Annotated in this window: 16 protein-coding genes; 7 read left to right on the top strand and 9 right to left on the bottom strand. The window is 66.5% G+C overall.

The features are described 5' to 3' along the window. The first annotated feature begins 18 nt into the window (after positions 1–18). On the top strand, positions 19–906 hold the full coding sequence (locus ACQR0Z_RS31840) for a helix-turn-helix domain-containing protein (RefSeq protein ID WP_434921278.1): 888 nt from the start codon (positions 19–21) through the stop codon (positions 904–906). A gap of 221 nt (positions 907–1,127) precedes the next feature. Further along, a complete protein-coding gene (locus ACQR0Z_RS31835) occupies positions 1,128–1,871 on the top strand; it encodes a response regulator transcription factor (RefSeq protein ID WP_434921277.1) in 744 nt (247 codons plus the stop codon). A gap of 38 nt (positions 1,872–1,909) precedes the next feature. Here ACQR0Z_RS31835 and ACQR0Z_RS31830 read toward each other — a convergent pair whose 3' ends face one another. Continuing rightward, complete coding sequence (locus tag ACQR0Z_RS31830) at positions 1,910–2,938, bottom strand: LacI family DNA-binding transcriptional regulator (protein ID WP_434921276.1); 1,029 nt, start codon at positions 2,936–2,938, stop codon at positions 1,910–1,912. A 210-nt stretch (positions 2,939–3,148) separates the two neighbouring features. Between ACQR0Z_RS31830 and ACQR0Z_RS31825 the strand changes: the two genes are divergently transcribed. The 4 genes from ACQR0Z_RS31825 to ACQR0Z_RS31810 all read left to right on the top strand — a co-directional run bounded on the left by ACQR0Z_RS31825 (position 3,149) and on the right by ACQR0Z_RS31810 (position 7,873). Then, positions 3,149–4,288 (top strand): sugar ABC transporter substrate-binding protein, encoded by a 1,140-nt coding sequence (locus ACQR0Z_RS31825; RefSeq protein WP_434857718.1) that lies wholly within the window; start codon positions 3,149–3,151, stop codon positions 4,286–4,288. Positions 4,289–4,377: 89 nt separating this feature from the next. After that, entirely contained in the window at positions 4,378–5,919 is a 1,542-nt protein-coding gene (locus ACQR0Z_RS31820) for a sugar ABC transporter ATP-binding protein (protein WP_434857719.1), read from the top strand. Then, positions 5,916–6,896 carry an ABC transporter permease gene (locus ACQR0Z_RS31815; protein ID WP_434857720.1) on the top strand — a complete coding sequence of 327 codons (981 nt, stop codon included), beginning with the start codon at positions 5,916–5,918 and terminating at the stop codon, positions 6,894–6,896. Before ACQR0Z_RS31820 ends, ACQR0Z_RS31815 begins: the two co-directional genes overlap by 4 nt. Next, positions 6,893–7,873, top strand: coding sequence for an ABC transporter permease (locus tag ACQR0Z_RS31810; RefSeq protein ID WP_434921275.1), 981 nt, complete (start codon positions 6,893–6,895; stop codon positions 7,871–7,873). Before ACQR0Z_RS31815 ends, ACQR0Z_RS31810 begins: the two co-directional genes overlap by 4 nt. 27 nt (positions 7,874–7,900) lie before the next feature. Here ACQR0Z_RS31810 and ACQR0Z_RS31805 read toward each other — a convergent pair whose 3' ends face one another. Beyond that, positions 7,901–8,656 carry an SDR family oxidoreductase gene (locus tag ACQR0Z_RS31805; RefSeq protein ID WP_434921274.1) on the bottom strand — a complete coding sequence of 252 codons (756 nt, stop codon included), beginning with the start codon at positions 8,654–8,656 and terminating at the stop codon, positions 7,901–7,903. A 124-nt stretch (positions 8,657–8,780) separates the two neighbouring features. Here ACQR0Z_RS31805 and ACQR0Z_RS31800 point away from each other — a divergent pair, with 124 nt between their 5' ends. Continuing rightward, complete coding sequence (locus ACQR0Z_RS31800) at positions 8,781–9,680, top strand: LysR substrate-binding domain-containing protein (protein WP_434921273.1); 900 nt, start codon at positions 8,781–8,783, stop codon at positions 9,678–9,680. A gap of 325 nt (positions 9,681–10,005) precedes the next feature. Here ACQR0Z_RS31800 and ACQR0Z_RS31795 read toward each other — a convergent pair whose 3' ends face one another. The 7 genes from ACQR0Z_RS31795 to ACQR0Z_RS31765 form a co-directional block, all read right to left on the bottom strand. After that, positions 10,006–11,463, bottom strand: a complete 1,458-nt coding sequence (locus ACQR0Z_RS31795; protein WP_434921272.1) for an amidase — start codon at positions 11,461–11,463, stop codon at positions 10,006–10,008. 86 nt (positions 11,464–11,549) lie between these two features. After that, positions 11,550–12,347 carry an FAD binding domain-containing protein gene (locus tag ACQR0Z_RS31790; RefSeq protein WP_434921271.1) on the bottom strand — a complete coding sequence of 266 codons (798 nt, stop codon included), beginning with the start codon at positions 12,345–12,347 and terminating at the stop codon, positions 11,550–11,552. A 9-nt stretch (positions 12,348–12,356) separates the two neighbouring features. Beyond that, positions 12,357–14,744, bottom strand: coding sequence for a xanthine dehydrogenase family protein molybdopterin-binding subunit (locus ACQR0Z_RS31785; RefSeq protein ID WP_434921270.1), 2,388 nt, complete (start codon positions 14,742–14,744; stop codon positions 12,357–12,359). A gap of 2 nt (positions 14,745–14,746) precedes the next feature. Further along, positions 14,747–15,235, bottom strand: coding sequence for a (2Fe-2S)-binding protein (locus ACQR0Z_RS31780; protein ID WP_257168756.1), 489 nt, complete (start codon positions 15,233–15,235; stop codon positions 14,747–14,749). Between the two features lie 27 nt (positions 15,236–15,262). Beyond that, positions 15,263–16,372 carry an ABC transporter ATP-binding protein gene (locus ACQR0Z_RS31775; RefSeq protein WP_434921269.1) on the bottom strand — a complete coding sequence of 370 codons (1,110 nt, stop codon included), beginning with the start codon at positions 16,370–16,372 and terminating at the stop codon, positions 15,263–15,265. A 9-nt stretch (positions 16,373–16,381) separates the two neighbouring features. After that, positions 16,382–17,272 carry an ABC transporter permease gene (locus tag ACQR0Z_RS31770; RefSeq protein ID WP_434921268.1) on the bottom strand — a complete coding sequence of 297 codons (891 nt, stop codon included), beginning with the start codon at positions 17,270–17,272 and terminating at the stop codon, positions 16,382–16,384. Continuing rightward, a complete protein-coding gene (locus ACQR0Z_RS31765; protein ID WP_434921267.1) occupies positions 17,269–18,180 on the bottom strand; it encodes an ABC transporter permease in 912 nt (303 codons plus the stop codon). Before ACQR0Z_RS31765 ends, ACQR0Z_RS31770 begins: the two co-directional genes overlap by 4 nt. Positions 18,181–18,244: the final 64 nt, after the last annotated feature.

Below are 18,244 nucleotides of genomic sequence, written 5' to 3'. Positions count from 1 at the left end.
TGATCGTGAGGACTTGTCATGTTGGTTCATGATGAAACGCAATGGCGCGCAAGGCCTGCCACCGTCACGCTCTCGAACGGCCGCGATCTCCAGGTCTCGCTGTCGCGCTGGCGCGGCTCGTGCGACGGACCGGTCGAAGTCCGCGCCGACGACGATGACGACTCGCATGTGCTGACCTTGGTGCAGCGGCGTGTGCGGCAGGAATTGCTGATCGGGGGCCGCCGCGTCTGGGCGGGCGGCGAAGATCCCGACGCGATGTTGATCACCGGTCCGCGCCAGGGCGGCTGGCGCGGCATGATCGGCGGCCGGTTCGACAATCTGAGGATCTTTCTGCCCCAGAATTTGCTCCGCGACTGCATCGCGAGTTCCGGCAGACGTCAGCAGCCCGGCAGCATCTGCCTGTTCGAAACCGCTGAGGTCGAGGACGAAGGTCTCCGCCAACTGGCCCTGGCCTTCAAGGCTGCCGACATCTACGACGGCATGGCGGGACCGTCCTTCGTGGAGGGAATCGCGCTGGCATTCGGCTCGCGCCTGATCGCGCTTCACGAGGGCGGCATGGCCAAGGTTCACGACAACACATCGACGGCCGACAATGCGGTTCATCGCGCCATCGACTACATCGAGGCGCATCTCGGAGAGGCGATCTACCTGTCGCAGCTCAGCGACGTCACCGGCCTGCCACGCGTCCGTTTGGCGGCAAAGTTCAAGGCCGCGACGGGGCGACCGCCTTATGCCTACATCCTCGACCGACGCATTCGCCGTGCCCAGGACCTGCTTCGCCAGACCCAGCAACCGGTCGTCTCCGTCGCACTCGCGCTTGGCTTCAGCAGCCAGGCTCACTTCAGCGCGGCGTTTCACAAAATCACGGGAACCTCGCCTGCGCTGTGGCGGCGACAGGCGTCCTGACATCGAACAGGAGGAATCGCGGTGCGAACGACGACCGTGCAAATGTTCAGGCGTCAGATCGATCCCGGAAGACGACATGCACCGGCCTCGCTTACGGACTCGACGATGGGCTTGGCCTCGCGTTCCCCGCCAGCTCACATCTTAGTTGGCGCCGCCGCCCAGGATTGCTTTCGAGACGTCACGACGTCGCATTCGGACGCGCCACGGACTCTGGATTGACCATGACGGTGCAGCTCCTACGACAACATGCAGCGGTGCAACCGGCTCCGCAGGCTCGCCCTCTTCAAGACGGATGGCCCGCCCGTGGCTGCGGCGAGGGGCACGCGCCGAGACGCGACGAAGCGGAGATCACTCGCCCGAACGTCGTCGCCATCGCCGACGACGACACGGCGTCGAGGTACCGGCTCGAAGCGGCACTGTTGTCCGTCGGTCTCGAGGCCCGGTGGTTCGCCTCTTCGGCGCGGCTGCTCGCGGCCGGCGTCGCGCGCGACGTCGGTTGCCTCGTCATCGATGCGGGGATGCGTGGTGACGATGGCCGGGAGCTTGTCTCGTCGCTGCGGGCACGCAATATCCGCGCGCCGATCATCGTGACGTCAACGGCCCCCGACGTCGCGACCGCCGTGCGCGCGATGCGCTCCGGCGCGCTCAATTTCGTCGTAAAGTCCTGTAGCCCGCTGGAGATGCTGGTCGCGATCCAGGAAGCAGTCGAGATCGAGACGGTGCGGCAGGCCGAGGAGCGCGCGACGGATGGCCTGCGCGAGCTGGCCAGCCGGCTGACGCCGCGCGAGACCGAGGTCCTGATGGCGCTCGACCGCGGACTGGTCAACAAGCAGATCGCCACCGAGCTCGGCATCTCCCTGATCACGGTCAAGATGCACCGGAGCAATGCCTTCAAGAAGCTCGGGGCGAGATCGGTCACCGACATGGTGCAGAAGGTGCGTGACCTCGAACTGGGACGGTCCTGAACGATCGAGGCTCCGCGCCGCGCAACAGCGCGCGAAGATCAATTACGCTGCGGCGACCGCGGGCCGGTGCTGCCGCGCGCGACGATCTCGAAGCCGAGATCGACCTGTCGTTTGCCCGAGCGTTTGCCGGTCGCGATCACCTGCAGCACCATTTCGGACGCCACGCGCCCCATGTCGGCGCGCGGCGTCAGCACCGTGGACAGCGGCGGGTTGGACGCCGCGGCGAATTCGAGATCGTTGAATCCGATCAGCGAAATCCGCCCCGGCACATCCAGTCCCGCCTGCTGGCAGGCGAACAACGCGCCGAGCGCGATGTTGTCGTCGCAGCAGAAGATCGCGTCGGGCACCTCCGTGGCGAGCAGGTCCGAGGTCAGCTTGCGCCCGAGCGAAATCGTCGCCTGCGCCGGCCGCGAGGCGACCAGCGAGGCGCAGTCGAGCCCGGCCTCGTCGAGCGCCGCGCGATAGCCTTCCAGCCGCGCCATGGCGCGATCGTCGCGCTGTCCCGAGAGATAGGCGATGCGGCGGTGGCCGAGCTCCAGCAGAAAATGCGTGGCGGCATAGCCGCCCTTGCGCTGCGACAGGCCGACATTGAGATCGATCGGATCGTCTGTGAGCTCGAATGTCTGCACCACCGGAATGCGCGAGCGTTCGAGCACCCGCCGCGCCGCACGCGTCTGGTTGACCCCGACCAGGATCAGCGCCTCGATGTTCTGGCCGAGCAGCGCCTTGATCGCGCCCTCCTCCTCCTCGGCCGAGTAGCGGCTGCTCACGACCACCGGGCGAAAGCCGAGCGGCAGCAGGCTGTTATAGATCGCCTGCAGATAGTCCGCGAAGATGCCGTTGGAGAGTGAGGAGACGACCACGCCGACCGCATGCGTGCGCGCCGAGGCGAGCCGGCTGGCGGCAAAGTTCGGCACATAGGCCAGTCGCTCCACCGCCGCCTCAATGCGGCGTCGCAGCTCCACCGAGACCATGTCGGGCCGCCGCAGCGCCCGCGACACCGTGATAGCGCTGACATTGGCGATCCGCGCGACGTCCTCCAACGTTGTGCGACGCTTCTGAGACATGAGCTTTCATGCGCTGCTGGGCAAAGGCTTCGTCAGGACGCCATTATTTGCACGAGACCGTTCGCTTGGCAAAAGCCGAGCAGCGGTAATTGACAGCGCTGTCATTGCTCAGTAACCCTAGGCGCGTTGAGACGACGAACCTCCGGACACAAGTGAGGCGTCTCGCACATGCGTCAATGATTGACGTGACAACAACAGGGGAGGTCACGAATGTCGTCCAAGTCGATGAGGGCGCGATGCCTTGCCACCTGCGCATCGCTGGTGCTGCTCTCGGCGTTTGCCAGCAAGGCGCTGGCGGAGCCCGAAATGGTGAAGGGTCCCGCGGCCGAGCCCGAATGCATGGTGCCGTGGACCGCGGACACCAAGTTTTTCAAGTTTCCCGCCAAGAAAGGCCCCTACCGTATCGCGCTTGCGAACGGCTACATCGCCAACACTTGGCGCATCCAGATGATCCAGACGGCCAAGGCCTATGCGGCGCAGCCGGAGGTCAAGGCCAAGCTGAAGGAGTTCAAGGTCGTCTCGACCGGCGAGGACGTGCCGGCGCAGATCTCGGCGATCAATAATTTCATCGATTCCGGGTATGACGCCATCGTCGTCAACGCGCAGAACCCGACCGCCTTCGGCCCGGTGATCAAGCGCGCCAAGCAGGCCGGCGTGATCCTGGTCGCCTTCGACAACATCCTCGCGACCGAGGACGCGATCAACGTCAATGTCGACCAGAAGGGCCTCGGCGAACTCTGGGCGCGATGGCTGGTGAAGAACGTGCCCGATGGCGGCAAGGTGCTCGAGGTGCGCGGCGTTGCCGGCACGTCCGTCGATACCGACCGGCACAACGGCTTTCACTCCGTCCTCAACGGCTCCGGCAAGAAGTGGCAGGTCACCGAGGTCGTCGGCAAGTGGGACGACGGCGTCGCTCAGAAAGCGACAGCGGATGCGATCGCGACCAACGGTCCGTTCGATGCGATCTCCGGCCAGGGCGGCGACACCGGCATCGTGCAGGCGATGCTCGACGCCAAGCACAAGATGGTGCCGTTCGGCGGCGAGACCGAGAACGGCTTCCGCAAATTCTGCGCCGCCAAGGCGTCGGAAGGCCTGAAGTGCTCCTCGGCCGGCACTGGTCCGGCGCAGGTCGCGGTCGCGATCAAGGTCGCGCTCGCAGCCCTCGAAGGCAAGGTCGTGCCGCAATCGGTCAAGCTGCCGCTCGCGGTGGTCGAGGATCCGAACTTCAAGAAGGACGTCGACTACTTCCCGTCGCAGTCCGACAATTTCTTCGTCGGCAACTCCTTCCCGACCTGCGGCATCAACTTCACTGCGCAGGAGATCATGGGCCAGTCGAAGGAAAACCAGTAGGCGGCCCGCACGCCCCCGGTCTGCCGCGCGATCTCCGAGGGATGGCGCGGCAGATCCGATATGACTGTCGCGCAAGCGAGGAAGCAAGCATGATCGCGGCCGAGCCGCTGTTTCGCGCCGAAGGTTTGTCCAAGCGCTATGGCGGCGTGATCGCACTGGACCGGGCGGATCTCGAGGTCCACCCCGGCCGCATCCACGCCATTCTCGGCGAGAACGGCGCCGGCAAATCGACGCTCATCAAGCTGATGGTCGGCGTGGTCGCGCCCGACGAAGGCCGCATGACGCTCGAAGGGCGCGAGGTCGCCTTCGCGCGTCCGGCCGCCGCCACCGATGCTGGCGTCGTCTGCATCTTCCAGGAGCTGTCGCTGATCCCGGATCTGTCGGTCGCCGACAACATCATGATCTCGCATCCGCCGACGCGGTTCGGCATGATCGACCGGCGTGCACAACGGCGGATCGCCGAGGAGGCGCTGCACCGCGCCGGCGCCGGCGACATCCATCCGCGGGCGCTGGTCAAGGACCTGCCGCTGTCGCGCCGGCAGATGGTCGAGATCGCCAAAGCGCTATCGCGGCGGCCGAAGATCCTGATCCTCGACGAGGCCACGTCGGCGCTGACGGCATCCGACGTCACCAAGGTGTTCGCGGTGCTGAAGCGGCTGCGCAGCGAAGGTCTCGCTTTGCTCTACATCTCCCACCGCATGCACGAGATCGCCGAACTCGCCGACGACTGCAGCGTGTTCCGCAACGGCCGTCGCATCTCGACCTTCGCCGCTGGCACCAAGACCGATGCCGAGGTGATCGAGCTGATGATCGGGCGCGAGTACAAGCATGCCTTTCCCGACAAGCCCGCACCCAAGGCGAACGATCGGCCTGCGGCCCTGCAGTGCCGGAACCTCGGTTGGGGGGATCGCCTCAAGAACATCTCCTTCTCGCTGAGCGCTGGCGAGATCATCGGCCTCGGCGGGCTCGACGGCCAGGGCCAGCGCGAATTGCTGCTGGCGCTTTTCGGCGTCCTCAGCGACACCAGCGGCGACATCCTGATCGACGGCGACAAGGTGACGATCGACAGTCCCGTGACGGCGAAATCCGAGCGGATCGGGCTTGCGCTGATTCCCGAGGACCGCAAGACCGAGGGGCTGATGCTGCCGATGTCGGTGCGCGACAACCTTTCGGCCGCCGCCTTCGACCGTTTCGCGCGGTTCGGCGTCATCGACCGCCAGCAGCAATCGGCGCTGATCGACGAGATGATCCGCCTGATAGAGATCAAGACCGCTTCCCCCGATCTCCCCGTCAGCGCGCTGTCCGGCGGCAATCAGCAGAAGGTCGTGATCGCGAAATGGCTGATGAACAAGCCGCGCATCATCCTGCTCAACGATCCCACGCGCGGCATCGACGTCGGCACAAAGCAGGAGATCTACCGTCTGCTGCGCCGGCTCGCCGACGACGGCGCAGCCATCCTGCTATATTCCACCGATTACGACGAACTGATCGGCTGCTGCGACCGCGTGCTGGTGATGTATGATGGCGCCATCCGGCGCGAGCTTGCTGGCGCCGACATCACCGAGCGCGCGCTGGTCAGCAGCGCCCTCAACGTCGACGACAGCGAGCGGGCGGAAGCGAGTCTGACATGACCGAGTGGCGATACTGGCTCGCCGAGCAGCGCGGCACCTTGCTCGCGATCGGCATCTTCATCGCAATGTTCCTGATCTATGCCACCAACCATCCGGCCGGCTTCAGCGCCAACATGGTGCAGACCGCGTCCAACAAGGCCACCCTGCTCGCCTTCGTCGCGATGGCGCAGGCGATCGTGGTGATCACCGCCGGCATCGATCTCTCCGTCGGCATGATCCTGACGCTCACCAATTGCCTGGCGTCCTGGATCGTCGTCGGCACCGCCACCGAGACCGCGCTGGGCGTCGCGGGCGTGCTCGGCACCGGCCTTCTCTGCGGCATGATCAACGGCGCGATCGTGATCTTCGGCCGGCTGCAGCCGATCGTGACGACGATCGCCACCGGCGCGATGTACTACGGCATCGCCTTGATGCTGCGGCCCAATCCCGGCGGCTCCGTCAACGAGACCTTGGCCGATGCGATGACGGGGCGGTTGTTCGGCGTGCTGCCGACCAGTCTCGTGGCGCTGGCCGTCACCGCGCTGGTGATCTGGGTGCCCTACAGCCGCTCGGTGGTCGGCCGCGCCGCATTCGCGACCGGCTCCTCGGAGGTCGCGGCCTACATGTCGGGCGCGCCGATCCGCGCAGCTAAATTCGCCGCCTACGCGCTGGCCGGGCTGTTGTCGGCCGTCGGCGGCCTGTTTCTGACCTTCTTCTCCTACACCGGCGAGGCGGCCTATGCGAGCGGCAACGCCTATACGCTGTTCTCGATCGCGGCCGTGGTGCTCGGCGGCGTCTCGCTGATGGGCGGCCGCGGCAGCGCGATCGGCGCCATCTTCGGCGCCTTGGCGTTCCGCACCATCGGCGATCTCCTGTTCGTGTTCGATTTCGATCCGCTGTGGCAGCCGCTGTTCCAGGGCATCGTTCTGATGCTCGCGGTCTCGATCGGCGCGTTCGGCCTGGTGCGCGTGCGCAATCGCCTGGAGTGGTTCGCATGAGTGACGCCGCGGCATCCCCATCGGCTCATCGCGGAGCTGCCCTGCTGCGCCGGATCGATCCGGCGGTGGCGGCCTCGTTCGGTTGCATTTTGCTCCTGCTCCTCGTCGGCAGTCTCTACTCGCGCAGCTTCCTGTCGCCGGACTATCTGCTGCAGCAGTTGAAGGTGGCGAGCTTCCTCGGCGTGATCGCCACCGGCATGATGCTCGTGATCCTGCTCGGCCAGATCGATCTCTCCGTGCCCTGGGTGGTGACATCGGGCGCGATGATGGCCTGCGCGGCCGCCGCGCATGGCACCCCCGGGGGCGTGCTGGCAATCCCGTTCGGAATTCTCTGCGGCGCCGCGATCGGCCTTCTCAACGGCATCGGCGTCGCCTATCTGCGCATCCCCTCGATGATCATCACGCTCGCCACCAACGCGGTCGCGCAGGGCCTGATGGTCGCCTACACCGGCGGCTTCGCGCCGCAGGATTCCGCCTCCAAGGCGATGCGCTATCTCGCGACCGGCACGATCGTTCCGGGGCTTCCCAATGCGGTGCTGGTATGGATCGTGATCGGTGCCGCCGCGGTCTGGCTGCTGTCGCGCACGACCTTCGGCCGCGCCATCTACGCGATCGGCAATCGCGAGCGTGCCGCCTATCTGTCGGGGATCGACACCCGCCGCATCACGATGCTGGCCTTCGCGCTGTCAGGCGCGCTCTCCGCCTTCGGCGGCGTGCTGCTGGCGGGCTATGCCTCGAAGGCGGCGCAGTCGATGGGCGACGCCTATCTGCTGCCGTCGATCGCCGCCGTCGTGCTCGGCGGCACCCACATTCTCGGCGGCCGCGGCAGCTATCTCGGCACGGTCGCCGGCGTGGTGCTGATCACCTTGCTACAGTCCATTCTCTCGGTGATGCAGATCAGCGAAGCCGGACGGCAGTTGATCTATGGCGCCGTGATCATCCTGATGCTGCTGATCTACAGCCGCCAGAAGGCGTGACCACCTGGCGACATCCGGGCTGCGGTTTCACAGCGAAGCCGTGATGCCGCCGTCGACATAGAGCACGTGGCCGTTGACGAAGGACGACGCGGCCGAGGCGAGAAAGATGCACGCCCCGACCAGCTCCTCGACCCTGCCCCAGCGCCCCGCCGGCGTGCGCTTCTCCAGCCACGTCGAGAATGCGGGATCCGCGACCAGCGCGGCGTTCAGCGGCGTGTCGAAATAGCCCGGCGCGATGGCATTGACCTGCAGGCCGTGCTTCGCCCAGTCCGTGGCCATGCCCTTGGTGAGATTTCCAACCGCGCCCTTGGTCGCCGTGTAGGGCGCGATCGAGGGGCGCGCAAGCGAGGTCTGCACCGAGGCGATGTTGATGATCTTGCCGGCGCGGCGTCCGATCATGTGACGCCCGCAGGCCTGGCCGACGTTGAACACGGAGGCGATGTTGGTCTGCAGCAGCCGTTGAAACGCGTCGTCCGGAAAGTCCTCCAGCGGCGCGCGATGCTGCATGCCGGCATTGTTGACGAGGATGTCGATGGGCCCGATCTCGGCCTCGAACCGGTCGACCGCGGCGCGGACCGCTGCGTGGTCCGTGACGTCGAAGGCCAGCACGCGCGCGCCCTTGATTTCGCTTGCCGCCGTGGCGAGCTTCGCCTCATCGCGGCCGTTGAGCACGATTTCGGCGCCAGCCTCGGCCAGCCCACGCGCCAGTGCCAGACCGATGCCTTGCGACGACCCGGTCACCAGGGCGCGGCGTCCCGTCAGATCGAACAAGCCGACCGCCACTGTTCCTCTCCCTCAATTCACGTCATTTGCGATCGGTTATGTGGTCGAGGGCGACCCGTGTCAACGCCATGGCGCCCTGATACTTGCACGAAACTTGCATCGAGGCCCCCAGTACGGATCACGAATGAACCTCATCAGCCTCGACATCCGCATGCTCCGGTCGTTGATCTCGGTGGTCGAGACCGGCAGCATCACCGAAACCGCCCGGCGGCTGGGACGCACCCAGCCGGCGATCACCCTGCAACTGCAACGGCTGGAAGAGCTCACCGGCAAGCAGCTCTTTCTCCATGGCGGCCGCCGGCTGGCGCTCACCGAAGATGGCGGCATCGTGCTGACCTATGCGCGCTCGATCCTTCGGCTGCACGACGAGCTGATCTCGCAGCTGGCATCGCAGGAGATCGAGGGTCAGGTCGTGCTCGGCACACCCGATCTCTATGCCGCCTTCATGCTGCCCTCGATCCTCAGCGTGTTCAGAAAATCCTTCCCGCGCATCCAGGTCGAGCTGAACTGCGCGCTGTCGACGCCGCTGGTCGGGCTGGTGAAGCGCAGCGAGGTCGACATCGCGCTGGTCACGCGCATGAACGATTTCACCGGCGGCCAGGTCGTGCGCCGCGAGCAGCTGGTGTGGATGACCGGCGAGCAGTCGGCGGCGCATCAGGAGCATCCCATTCCGCTGGCGCTCTTGCCCCAGGGCAACATCTATCGCGACCATGCGATCGCGGCGCTGGAGGCCGCGAACCTGCGCTGGCGCATCGCCTGCCAAAGCGAAAGCGTCGGCGGCCTGCAGGCGGCGGCCTTCGCAGGCATGGCGGTCACCGTGCTCGGCCGCAGCGCGCTGGTGGCGGGCATGCGCGAGCTTGGCTCCGCCGACGGCCTGCCGCCGCTGCCCCAGGTCGAGCTGCTGCTGTACAAATCCAGCGGCGCGACGTCGAAGGCGGCGACCGCGCTGCACGACTATCTCGCCCACTATTTGCGCCTCGGCGACCAGCACGGCGAGACCGGCGTGCCGATCGAGATGGCGTGAACCTACGCAACCCGCACTGCTTGTTGGATCCCCTCCTCTCGCCACACGTCATTGCGAGCGCAGCGAAGCAATCCAGAGTCCCGCCCGCCATCCTGGATTGCTTCGCTGCGCTCGCAATGACGGAGCAAGCGGAAACAGCCGGGATTTCACCCAGGACTGAACGCTCCCTCGCCACGGCGCGGTGCCGTAGGGTAGGCAAAGCAGACGCCGAAGGCGGCAGCGTGCCCACCTTCGCGCGGCGAACTCATCAGAAAGATGGTGGGCAAGGCGCCACCGTGATCTCACTTGTGGAGATCGCGCGGCCTCGCCTTTGCCGACCCTGCGGCTACTTCGCCTCCGGCCAAATCCCCGCCCATGGCTGCGCTTCCTCGAACGCTGCGGCGATCTTGAAGATCGTGGGCTCGTCGAGCCAGGGCGCGACGATCTGCAGGCCGATCGGCAGCCCCTGGCTGTCGAAGCCGCAGGGCACGGTCGCCGCCGGCAGGCCGGCGAGATTCATCGGCCAGGAGAACGGCGACCAGCCGAGATGCGGGTCGACCGGGCGGCCGTCGACCATGGCCACGCCGAGCTGGCCGGCACCGAAGGCGGTGACCGCGACGGTCGGCGTGACCAGCGCATCGAAACGCTCGAACAAATTGACGAAAGCGGCTCGGGCCTGGGTGCGGCGATAGCCGGCCTCGATGTAATCGACGCCGCTGTACCGCCGGCCGGCCGCGACCACGTCGCGGTAGTCGGCCTCGGAGCTCGACAGCTCATCGCCGGTCTTGTGCGCGACGGCGGCGGCCTGCTCGACAAAGGCGATCGGCTTCAACGTGCGTTCCAGGATCTCGCGATCAAGCGCGATCTGATCGGCGGCGATCCGCGCCCCGCAGCTTTCCAGCACCGCGAGCGCCTTCGAGAAGGAGGCGCGGACATCGGGGCTGACGGCGGCATAGCCGAAATCGACGCTGGCGGCGATGCGCAGGCCCGTCAGCGGCCGCGGGCTCGCATCGAAGCGGCGCTGCGCCACCGCGAGGCTCGCCGCATCGCGCAGGTCGTGCATCGCGATCGTCTCCAGCGCCAGCGCGGCATCCGCCACGGTGCGCGTGATCGGGCCGGTATGCGCCAGCGATGCCCAGGACGGCGGCGCGAAGCCCGGCGAACGCGGCACCAGGCCGAAGGTCGGCTTCAGCCCGAACACGCCGCAGAACGACGACGGCACCCGGATCGAGCCGACGCCATCGGTGCCGATCGCGATCGGGCCGCATCCGGCCGCGACCGCGGCCGCCGCGCCGCCGCTCGACCCGCCACTGGTATGCGCCGGATTCCACGGATTGCGCGTCAATCCCGTCACCGGACTGTCGGCGGTCAGCTTGTAGCCGGACTCGCAGGTGGTGGTCTTGCAGGTGATGATCGCGCCAGCGCTCTTCAGCGCCGAAACCACCGCCCCGTCCGCCTCCGGCACGAAGCCCTTGTTCATCGGCGAGCCGGCATGGGCCGGCACGCCTGCGACGAACACGAGGTCCTTGATGGTCACGGGCACGCCGGCCAGCGGACCGCATGGCTCGCCGGCTTGCATCGCGGCGGTGATGCGCTTGGCGTCCGCCCTTGCCTGCTCATACATTCCGGTCACCACGACGTTGCAGCGAGCGTTCGTGGCGTCCAGGGCCGCGATGACGTCCTCGACCACGTCGACCGGCGTGAAGCGCTTGCGCCGGTATCCGGCCAGCAATTCGACGGCGGACAGGCGAGCGAGATCGGACGGCGCGTCGGCGGCGGCCGCGTGGGCAGACAAGGCTGTCATGATTAAGTCCTGAAGGCTGGATCCGATGCGATGGCACGCCATCGCATCATCAGTTCGAAAAACCGCTGGTCTCCTCGCCGCTCGCGCTAGCCCGAGGCGGCCGCGACGGCGCGCTTGGCCATCACCGTGACGAGATGCGCCCTGTAGTCGGCCTCGGCATGGATATCGGAGGCCAAGCCGGCGGCGTCGATCTTGATCGAGGCGATGCTGGTCGGCTCGAAGCTCTCGCTCAGCGCCTGCTCCATCGCCGCGACGCGGAACACGCCGGGCCCCGCGCCGGTCACGGCGACGCGCACGCCGCTGGCGAATTTCGCGACGAACACACCGACCAGCGCATAGCGCGACGCCGGCGCCTTGAACTTGGCGTAGCCCGCGGCAAGCGGCACCGGAAACCGGATCGCGGTGATGATCTCGCCCGGCTGCAGCGCGGTCTCGAACAGGCCGAGGAAGAACTGATCCGCCGCGATCTCGCGCGCGCTGGTGATGATGGTGGCACCTAAGCCGAGCACGGCGGCCGGATAGTCCGCCGAAGGATCGTTGTTGGCGACGGAGCCGCCGAGCGTGCCGCGGTTGCGGACCGCGGGATCGCCGATCTCGGAGGCGAGATGCGCCAGCGCGGGGATGCGCACCTGCACGATCGGCGAGGACGCGACCACCGCATGCGGCGTCATCGCCCCGATCGTCACGGTCTCGCCGTCGTCGCTGATCCCCTTCAGCGCAGGCATCTTGGCGAGATCGACCACCGCGGCAGGCGCCGCCAAGCGCTGCTTGATGGTCGGGATCAGGGTCATGCCGCCGCCGAGCACCTTGCTGTCCTCGACCGAGGTCAGGAGCTTCACGGCGTCCGAGATCTCGCTCGGCTGATGATAGGCAAATGCTCTCATGTGTCCCTCCTACTCCGCCGCCACCGGCAGCGAGGCGTTCTGCAGCAGTCGCCAGATCCGGTTCGGCGTCGCCGGCATGTCGACATGGGTGACTCCGAGATGCGACAGCGCATCGACCACCGCGTTGATGACGGCTGCCGGCGAGCCGATGGTGCCGACCTCGCCGCAGCCCTTCACGCCCATCGGCGTATGCGTGCACAGCGTGGAGTGCGTCGCGACCTTCATCATCGGCAGATGATCGGCGCGCGGCACGCAATAATCCATCAGCGAGCCCGAGACGAGTTGCCCGGAGCTCTCGTCATAGACCGCGTTCTCGTACAGCGCCTGGCCGATGCCCTGCACGATGCCGCCATGCAACTGGCCCTCGACGATCATCGGATTGATGACCGTGCCGACATCGTCCACGCCCGTGTAGTTGACCAAGGTGACGATGCCGGTCTCCGGATCGATCTCGACCTCGGCGATGTGGCAGCCGCCGGGATAGGTGAAGTTGACCGGATCGTAATAGGCCTGCTCTTCGAGACCCGGCTCGAGGATCTCGAGCGGATAATTGTGCGGCACGTAGGCCGCGCCCGCGATCTCCTCGATGGTCTTGACGCGGTCGGTGCCCGCGACCGAGAACTTGCCGGCCTCGTAATGAATGTCCTGCTCGCTGGCTTCGAGCAGATGCGCGGCGATCTTCTTGCCCTTGACGATCACCTTGTCGGCCGCCTTCGACAACGCGGCGCCGCCGACCACCAGGGAACGCGAGCCATAGGTGCCCATGCCGAACTGGACGCGGTCGGTGTCGCCGAACACGATGTCGACGTTCTCGAAGGGCACGCCGAGCTTGTCGGACACGATCTGCGCGAACGTCGTCTCGTGGCCCTGGCCGTGGTTGTGCGTGCCGATCAGCACCGTCACTTGCCCGGCCGGATGCACGCGCACCGTGGCGCTCTCATAGAGGCCGCCGCGCGCGCCGAGCCGGCCGGCGAAGCGCGATGGCGCAAGGCCGCAGGCCTCGACATAGGTCGAGAAGCCGAGCCCGCGGAACTTGCCGTTGCGCGCTGATTCCGCTTTGCGCACGCCGAAATTCTTGACGTCGGCGGCGACCAGCGCGGCGTCGAGGCAGCCGATCGGATCGCCCGAGTCGTACTGCACCAGCACCGGCGTCTGATACGGATAGGCCTCCTTCGGGATCATGTTGCGACGGCGCAGCTCGACGCGGTCGATGCCCATCTCGGCCGCGGCGACATCGACGATGCGCTCGACCACGAAGGTCGCCTCGGGACGGCCAGCGCCGCGATACGCATCCACCGGCACGGTGTTGGTGAACACGACCTTGACGTTGCAGTAGATCGCGGGCGTCGTGTAGACGCCGCCGAGCAGTGGCCCGTAGAGGTTGGTCGGGATGTTCGGGCCGAAGGTCGAGAGATAGCCGCCCATGTTGGCAAGCGTCTTGACCCGCAGCGCCAGGAACTTGCCGTTCTCGTCGAGCGCAAGCTCGGCCTCGGTAACGTGGTCGCGTCCGTGCCGGTCGGACAGATAGCCCTCGGAGCGGTCGGCCACCCATTTCACCGGGCGCAGCACGCGCTTGGCCGCCCAGGTGATGACGGCCTCCTCGCCATAGTGGAACTGCTTGACGCCGAAGCCGCCGCCGACGTCGGGCGCGACCACGCGCACCTTGTGCTCCGGCAGCTTGAGCACCAGCGCGCTCATGAGGAAGCGCACGACATGCGGAAACTGGCTCGTGGTCCACAGCGTGTGATGGCCCTTGCCGGGATCATATTCGGCGATCGCGGCGCGCGGCTCCATTGGATTGCCGATCAGGCGGTTGTTGACCAGGCTCAGTTTGGCGACATGCGCCGCCTTGCGGAACGCGGACTCCACTGCCGCCTTGTCGCCGAGCTCCCAGTCGCAGCAGACATTGTTCGGCACGTCATCGAACAATTGCGGCGCATCCGGCCTGACCGCGTCGAGCACGCCGACGACGGACGGCAGCACCTCGTAGTCGACGCTGAGAAGCTCGGCGGCCGACTTCGCCTGCTCCAAGGTCTCGGCGATGACGAATGCCACCATGTCGCCGACGAAGCGCACCTTGCCCTGCGCCAGCATCGGGAATGGCGGCTCCTTCATTGGCACGCCCTTGGCGTCCGAGATGCCCCAGCCGCAGGGCAGCGAGCCCAAGCCATCAGCGGCGACATCCTCGCCAGTCAGCACCGCGACCACGCCGGGCGCGGCCAGCGCCGCAGCCTTGTGGATACCGCGCAGCACGGCATGCGCATGCGGCGAGCGCACGAACACGCCAAAGGTCATGCCCGGCCGCTTGATGTCGGACACGTAGTTGCCGCGTCCGGTGAGGAAGCGCTGGTCTTCCTTGCGCTTCGGTGCCGCGCCGATTCCGATCACCTGCCCCATGGTCACTCTCCCGCTGACGTGGCGTGCATGGCGGCTGCACCAGCCATGACCGCGATGACGATGTTCTGATAGCCGGTGCACCGGCAGATGTTGCCTTCGAGCCCGTGGCGCACCTCGGCCTCGGTGGGCGTCGGATTGGCGGCGGCAAGCGCGGTCGCGGTCATCACCATGCCCGGCGTACAGAAGCCGCATTGCAGGCCATGATGCTCGCGGAACGCCTCCTGCATCGGATGCAGCCCGTTCGAGCCCGCGGTGGCGCCGAGCCCCTCGATGGTCAGCAAGGTGGCGCCATCCAGCGCCGGCGCGAGCAAGGTGCAGCTCTTCACCGGGACGCCGTCGAGATGCACCACGCAGGCGCCGCATTGGCTGGTGTCGCAGCCGACATGCGTGCCGGTCAGGTTCAGCTGCTCGCGCAAGAGATCGCTGACGAGCGTTGCCGGATCCACGTCGACCGTGGTCGCACGGCCATTGAGGGTGAAGGAGATCTGCACGGTCTACTCTCCGTTGTCGAAATGAAATCAGGCGAGCGGGCGGGCGCGGTCGGCCACCCAGGTGGCCAGGACGACGTCGCCGACATTGAAGGGATCTGCGAAGTAGGTCTTCTCGGGCACATAGGCGACGAATTCGTCGTCGGGCACGGTGTCGAGCATGACCTTGACGAAATAGCCCTGGTACTCGATCGCGGTGACGCGGCTCGGCAGCGCGGTGCCGCAGCCGGGCGGCAGAGTCGCACCGGGGCGGACCAGCGCCACGTCGTCACGTCGCACGGCGATATCGATGGTGTCGCCGACGCCGATAGTCGCGCGCTGCGGCAGCAGCGGCAGCTCGATCGCCTGCTGCGTGCTCTGCTTGAGCACGAGGCTCTCGCCATTGACCTTCTCGACCCGGCCGGACAGCACGTTCTGGCCGCCCATGAACTCGGCGACATAGCGGTCGCGCGGATTGGCATAGACCTCGCGCGCGGGTCCGGCCTGCTTGATCTTGCCCTGCTCCATCACCACCACGAGGTCAGCGAGCGCGATCGCCTCGAGCTGCGTGTGGGTGACGTGGATGAAGGTGATGCCGAGCTCGCGTTGCATCCGTCGCAGTTCCTGGCGCATCTGTACGCGCAGCTGCTCGTCGAGCGCCGACAAGGGCTCGTCGAGCAGCAGCACGCGCGGCTCGGTGATCGCGGCGCGGGCCAGCGCCACGCGCTGCTGCTGGCCGCCGGAGAGCTGCGCCGGCAGCCGGTCGGCGAACTGCGTCAGCCGCACCTTCTCGATCATCGCATCCGCGGCGCGCAGCCGCTCGGCCTTGGACTGTCCGCGCACCTGCAGCGCGAAGGCAATATTCTCGCGCACGGTCAGATGCGGAAACAGCGCGTAGGACTGGAACATCATCGCCGTGCGCCGCTGCACCGGCGGCAGGCCGACGACGTTGTGGCCGCCGATCACGATTTCGCCCGCGGTCGGGTCCTCATGCCCCGCGATCATGCGCAGGATGGTCGTCTTGCCGCAGCCGGACGGGCCGATGAAGCAGCAATAGGCGCCGTCGGAAATCCGCAGGTTGACGCCGTCGACGGCATTGACGACGCCGTCATAGCTCTTGCAGACACCCGCAAGCTCGATATCGCCTCGTTCGATCCGCATCGCTGAGCCTTATCCCTTGATCTTCTGCGCGCCGCGCCGCTTCTGGATCAGCACGATGCTTCCCAGGCTGACGCCGATCACGATGAAAGAGACGATCGTGGTCACCGTGCCGAGCGCATAGAGCGAGGGCGAAGTGACGTTCAGTGTCATGCTCCAGATCTCCAGCGGCAGCGTGTTGAGCGAGCCCGCCGTCTGCAGGGTGCGGGCGAATTCGTCATAGGACAGCGTGAAGCCGAACAGCGCGACAGCCACGAGACCGGGCGCCAGCACCGGGATCATCACCAGCCGGATCGCCTGCCAGCGGCTGGCGCCGAGATCGCGCGCCGCCTCGTCCCAGGCATTGTTGAAGCGCGACATCACCGCGAACATCACCAGCACGCCGAACGGCAGGGTCCAGGACAGCTGCGCCCCAAGCGCGGAGGAGTACCAGGCTGGGCTCAGTCCCAGCGCCTGGAACAAGAGACCCGTGCCCAGCCCGAGCACGAGGCCGGGCGCCACGAGGCTGCCGATCATCATGTAGAACACGATGCTGTCGCCCTTGAAGCGGCGGCGGAAGCCGAGGCCGGCCAGGAACGAGATCACCACCGTGATGATCGTGACCATGATCGCGAGCTTGATCGAGCGGTCGAAGGAGCCCTTGACGTCGCCGGTGCGCACCTGGGTGAACAGGTCGACGAACCAGTGCAGCGAGCGTCCCTTCATCGGAAACACCAGGCCGCCGCGAATGTCCTGGAACGACAGGACATAGATGCAGAACATCGGGCCATACAGCGCGATCACATAGGCTGTGAACAGCGAAGCCAGGACATAGAACGTCCAGGGCCGCCGGCCACGGCTCGGCGCGATCGCCTTGCGCGAGACCGTGTCCTTCTCAGGCGTGTCGACGACCATGGCGCTCATCGGGCGATCTCCCGGCGGATGTCGACCGTGCGCAGGATCAAGGTGACCATGGCGAGCAGCACCAGGGTCAGCAGCACGGCGCTGGCCGCCGCCGTCGGATATTGCAGCACGCCGACATCCTCATAGAAGGCGCTGACCACCGAGGCCGAGCCGCCGCCGGACATCACCTTGACCACGAAGAAGTCGCCCATCACGATCGAGACCACGAAAATCGAACCGAGCGCGATGCCGCTCTTGGCCATCGGCACGACGATGAGCCTGAGAATATCGAAGCGGCTGGCGCCGGCGTCCACCGCCGCCTCGATCAACCGCTTGTCGATTCGTGCCATGGCGTTGAAGATCGGCACGATCATGAAGATCGTCAGCTGGTGCACATAGGCGATGACGACAGCGAGGTCGGAGAACAGCAGCACCTCGAGCGGCTGGCGGATCACGCCGGTCGACAGCAGCGCCGCATTGATCAGCCCTTCCTTGCCGAGCAGCGGAATCCACGAGATCATGCGGATGATGTTGGAGGTCCAGAACGGCACTGTGCACAGCAGGAACAGCCCGATCGCCAGCAGCTGGTTGCGGACGTGGAAGACCAGGAAATACGCGACGAAGAAGCCGATCAGCAGCGTGAAGATCCAGGTCAGCACCGTGAACTTGATCGTCGCGATATAGAGCTTCAGGGTCAGCGCCGAGTGCAGCACCTCGACATAATTCGCGAGCGCGAAGTCGGGCGTGAGCCCGCCGAAGCCGTCCGAGCCGAAGAAGCTCGCCGCCAGCACCACCAGGATCGGCGCCAGGAAGAACGGCACGAGCACGGCGACCAGCGGCGAGACGTAGAGCCAGCCGGCCAAGCTTGCACGTGGAGTTCTTGCACGTGAGGTTCTTGCACGTGAGGTTGAAGAAGGACTCGGCATCATCTTGTGAGCTACTTCGCTGTCGCCTGCGCCGGCACGAACATCGTGCCGGCGTCCGTTGAGAGAG

The organism is Bradyrhizobium sp. HKCCYLS3077 (assembly GCF_051167555.1).
Classification (GTDB): Bacteria; Pseudomonadota; Alphaproteobacteria; order Rhizobiales; family Xanthobacteraceae; genus Bradyrhizobium.
This window is presented reverse-complemented; position numbering and strand designations above follow the sequence as displayed.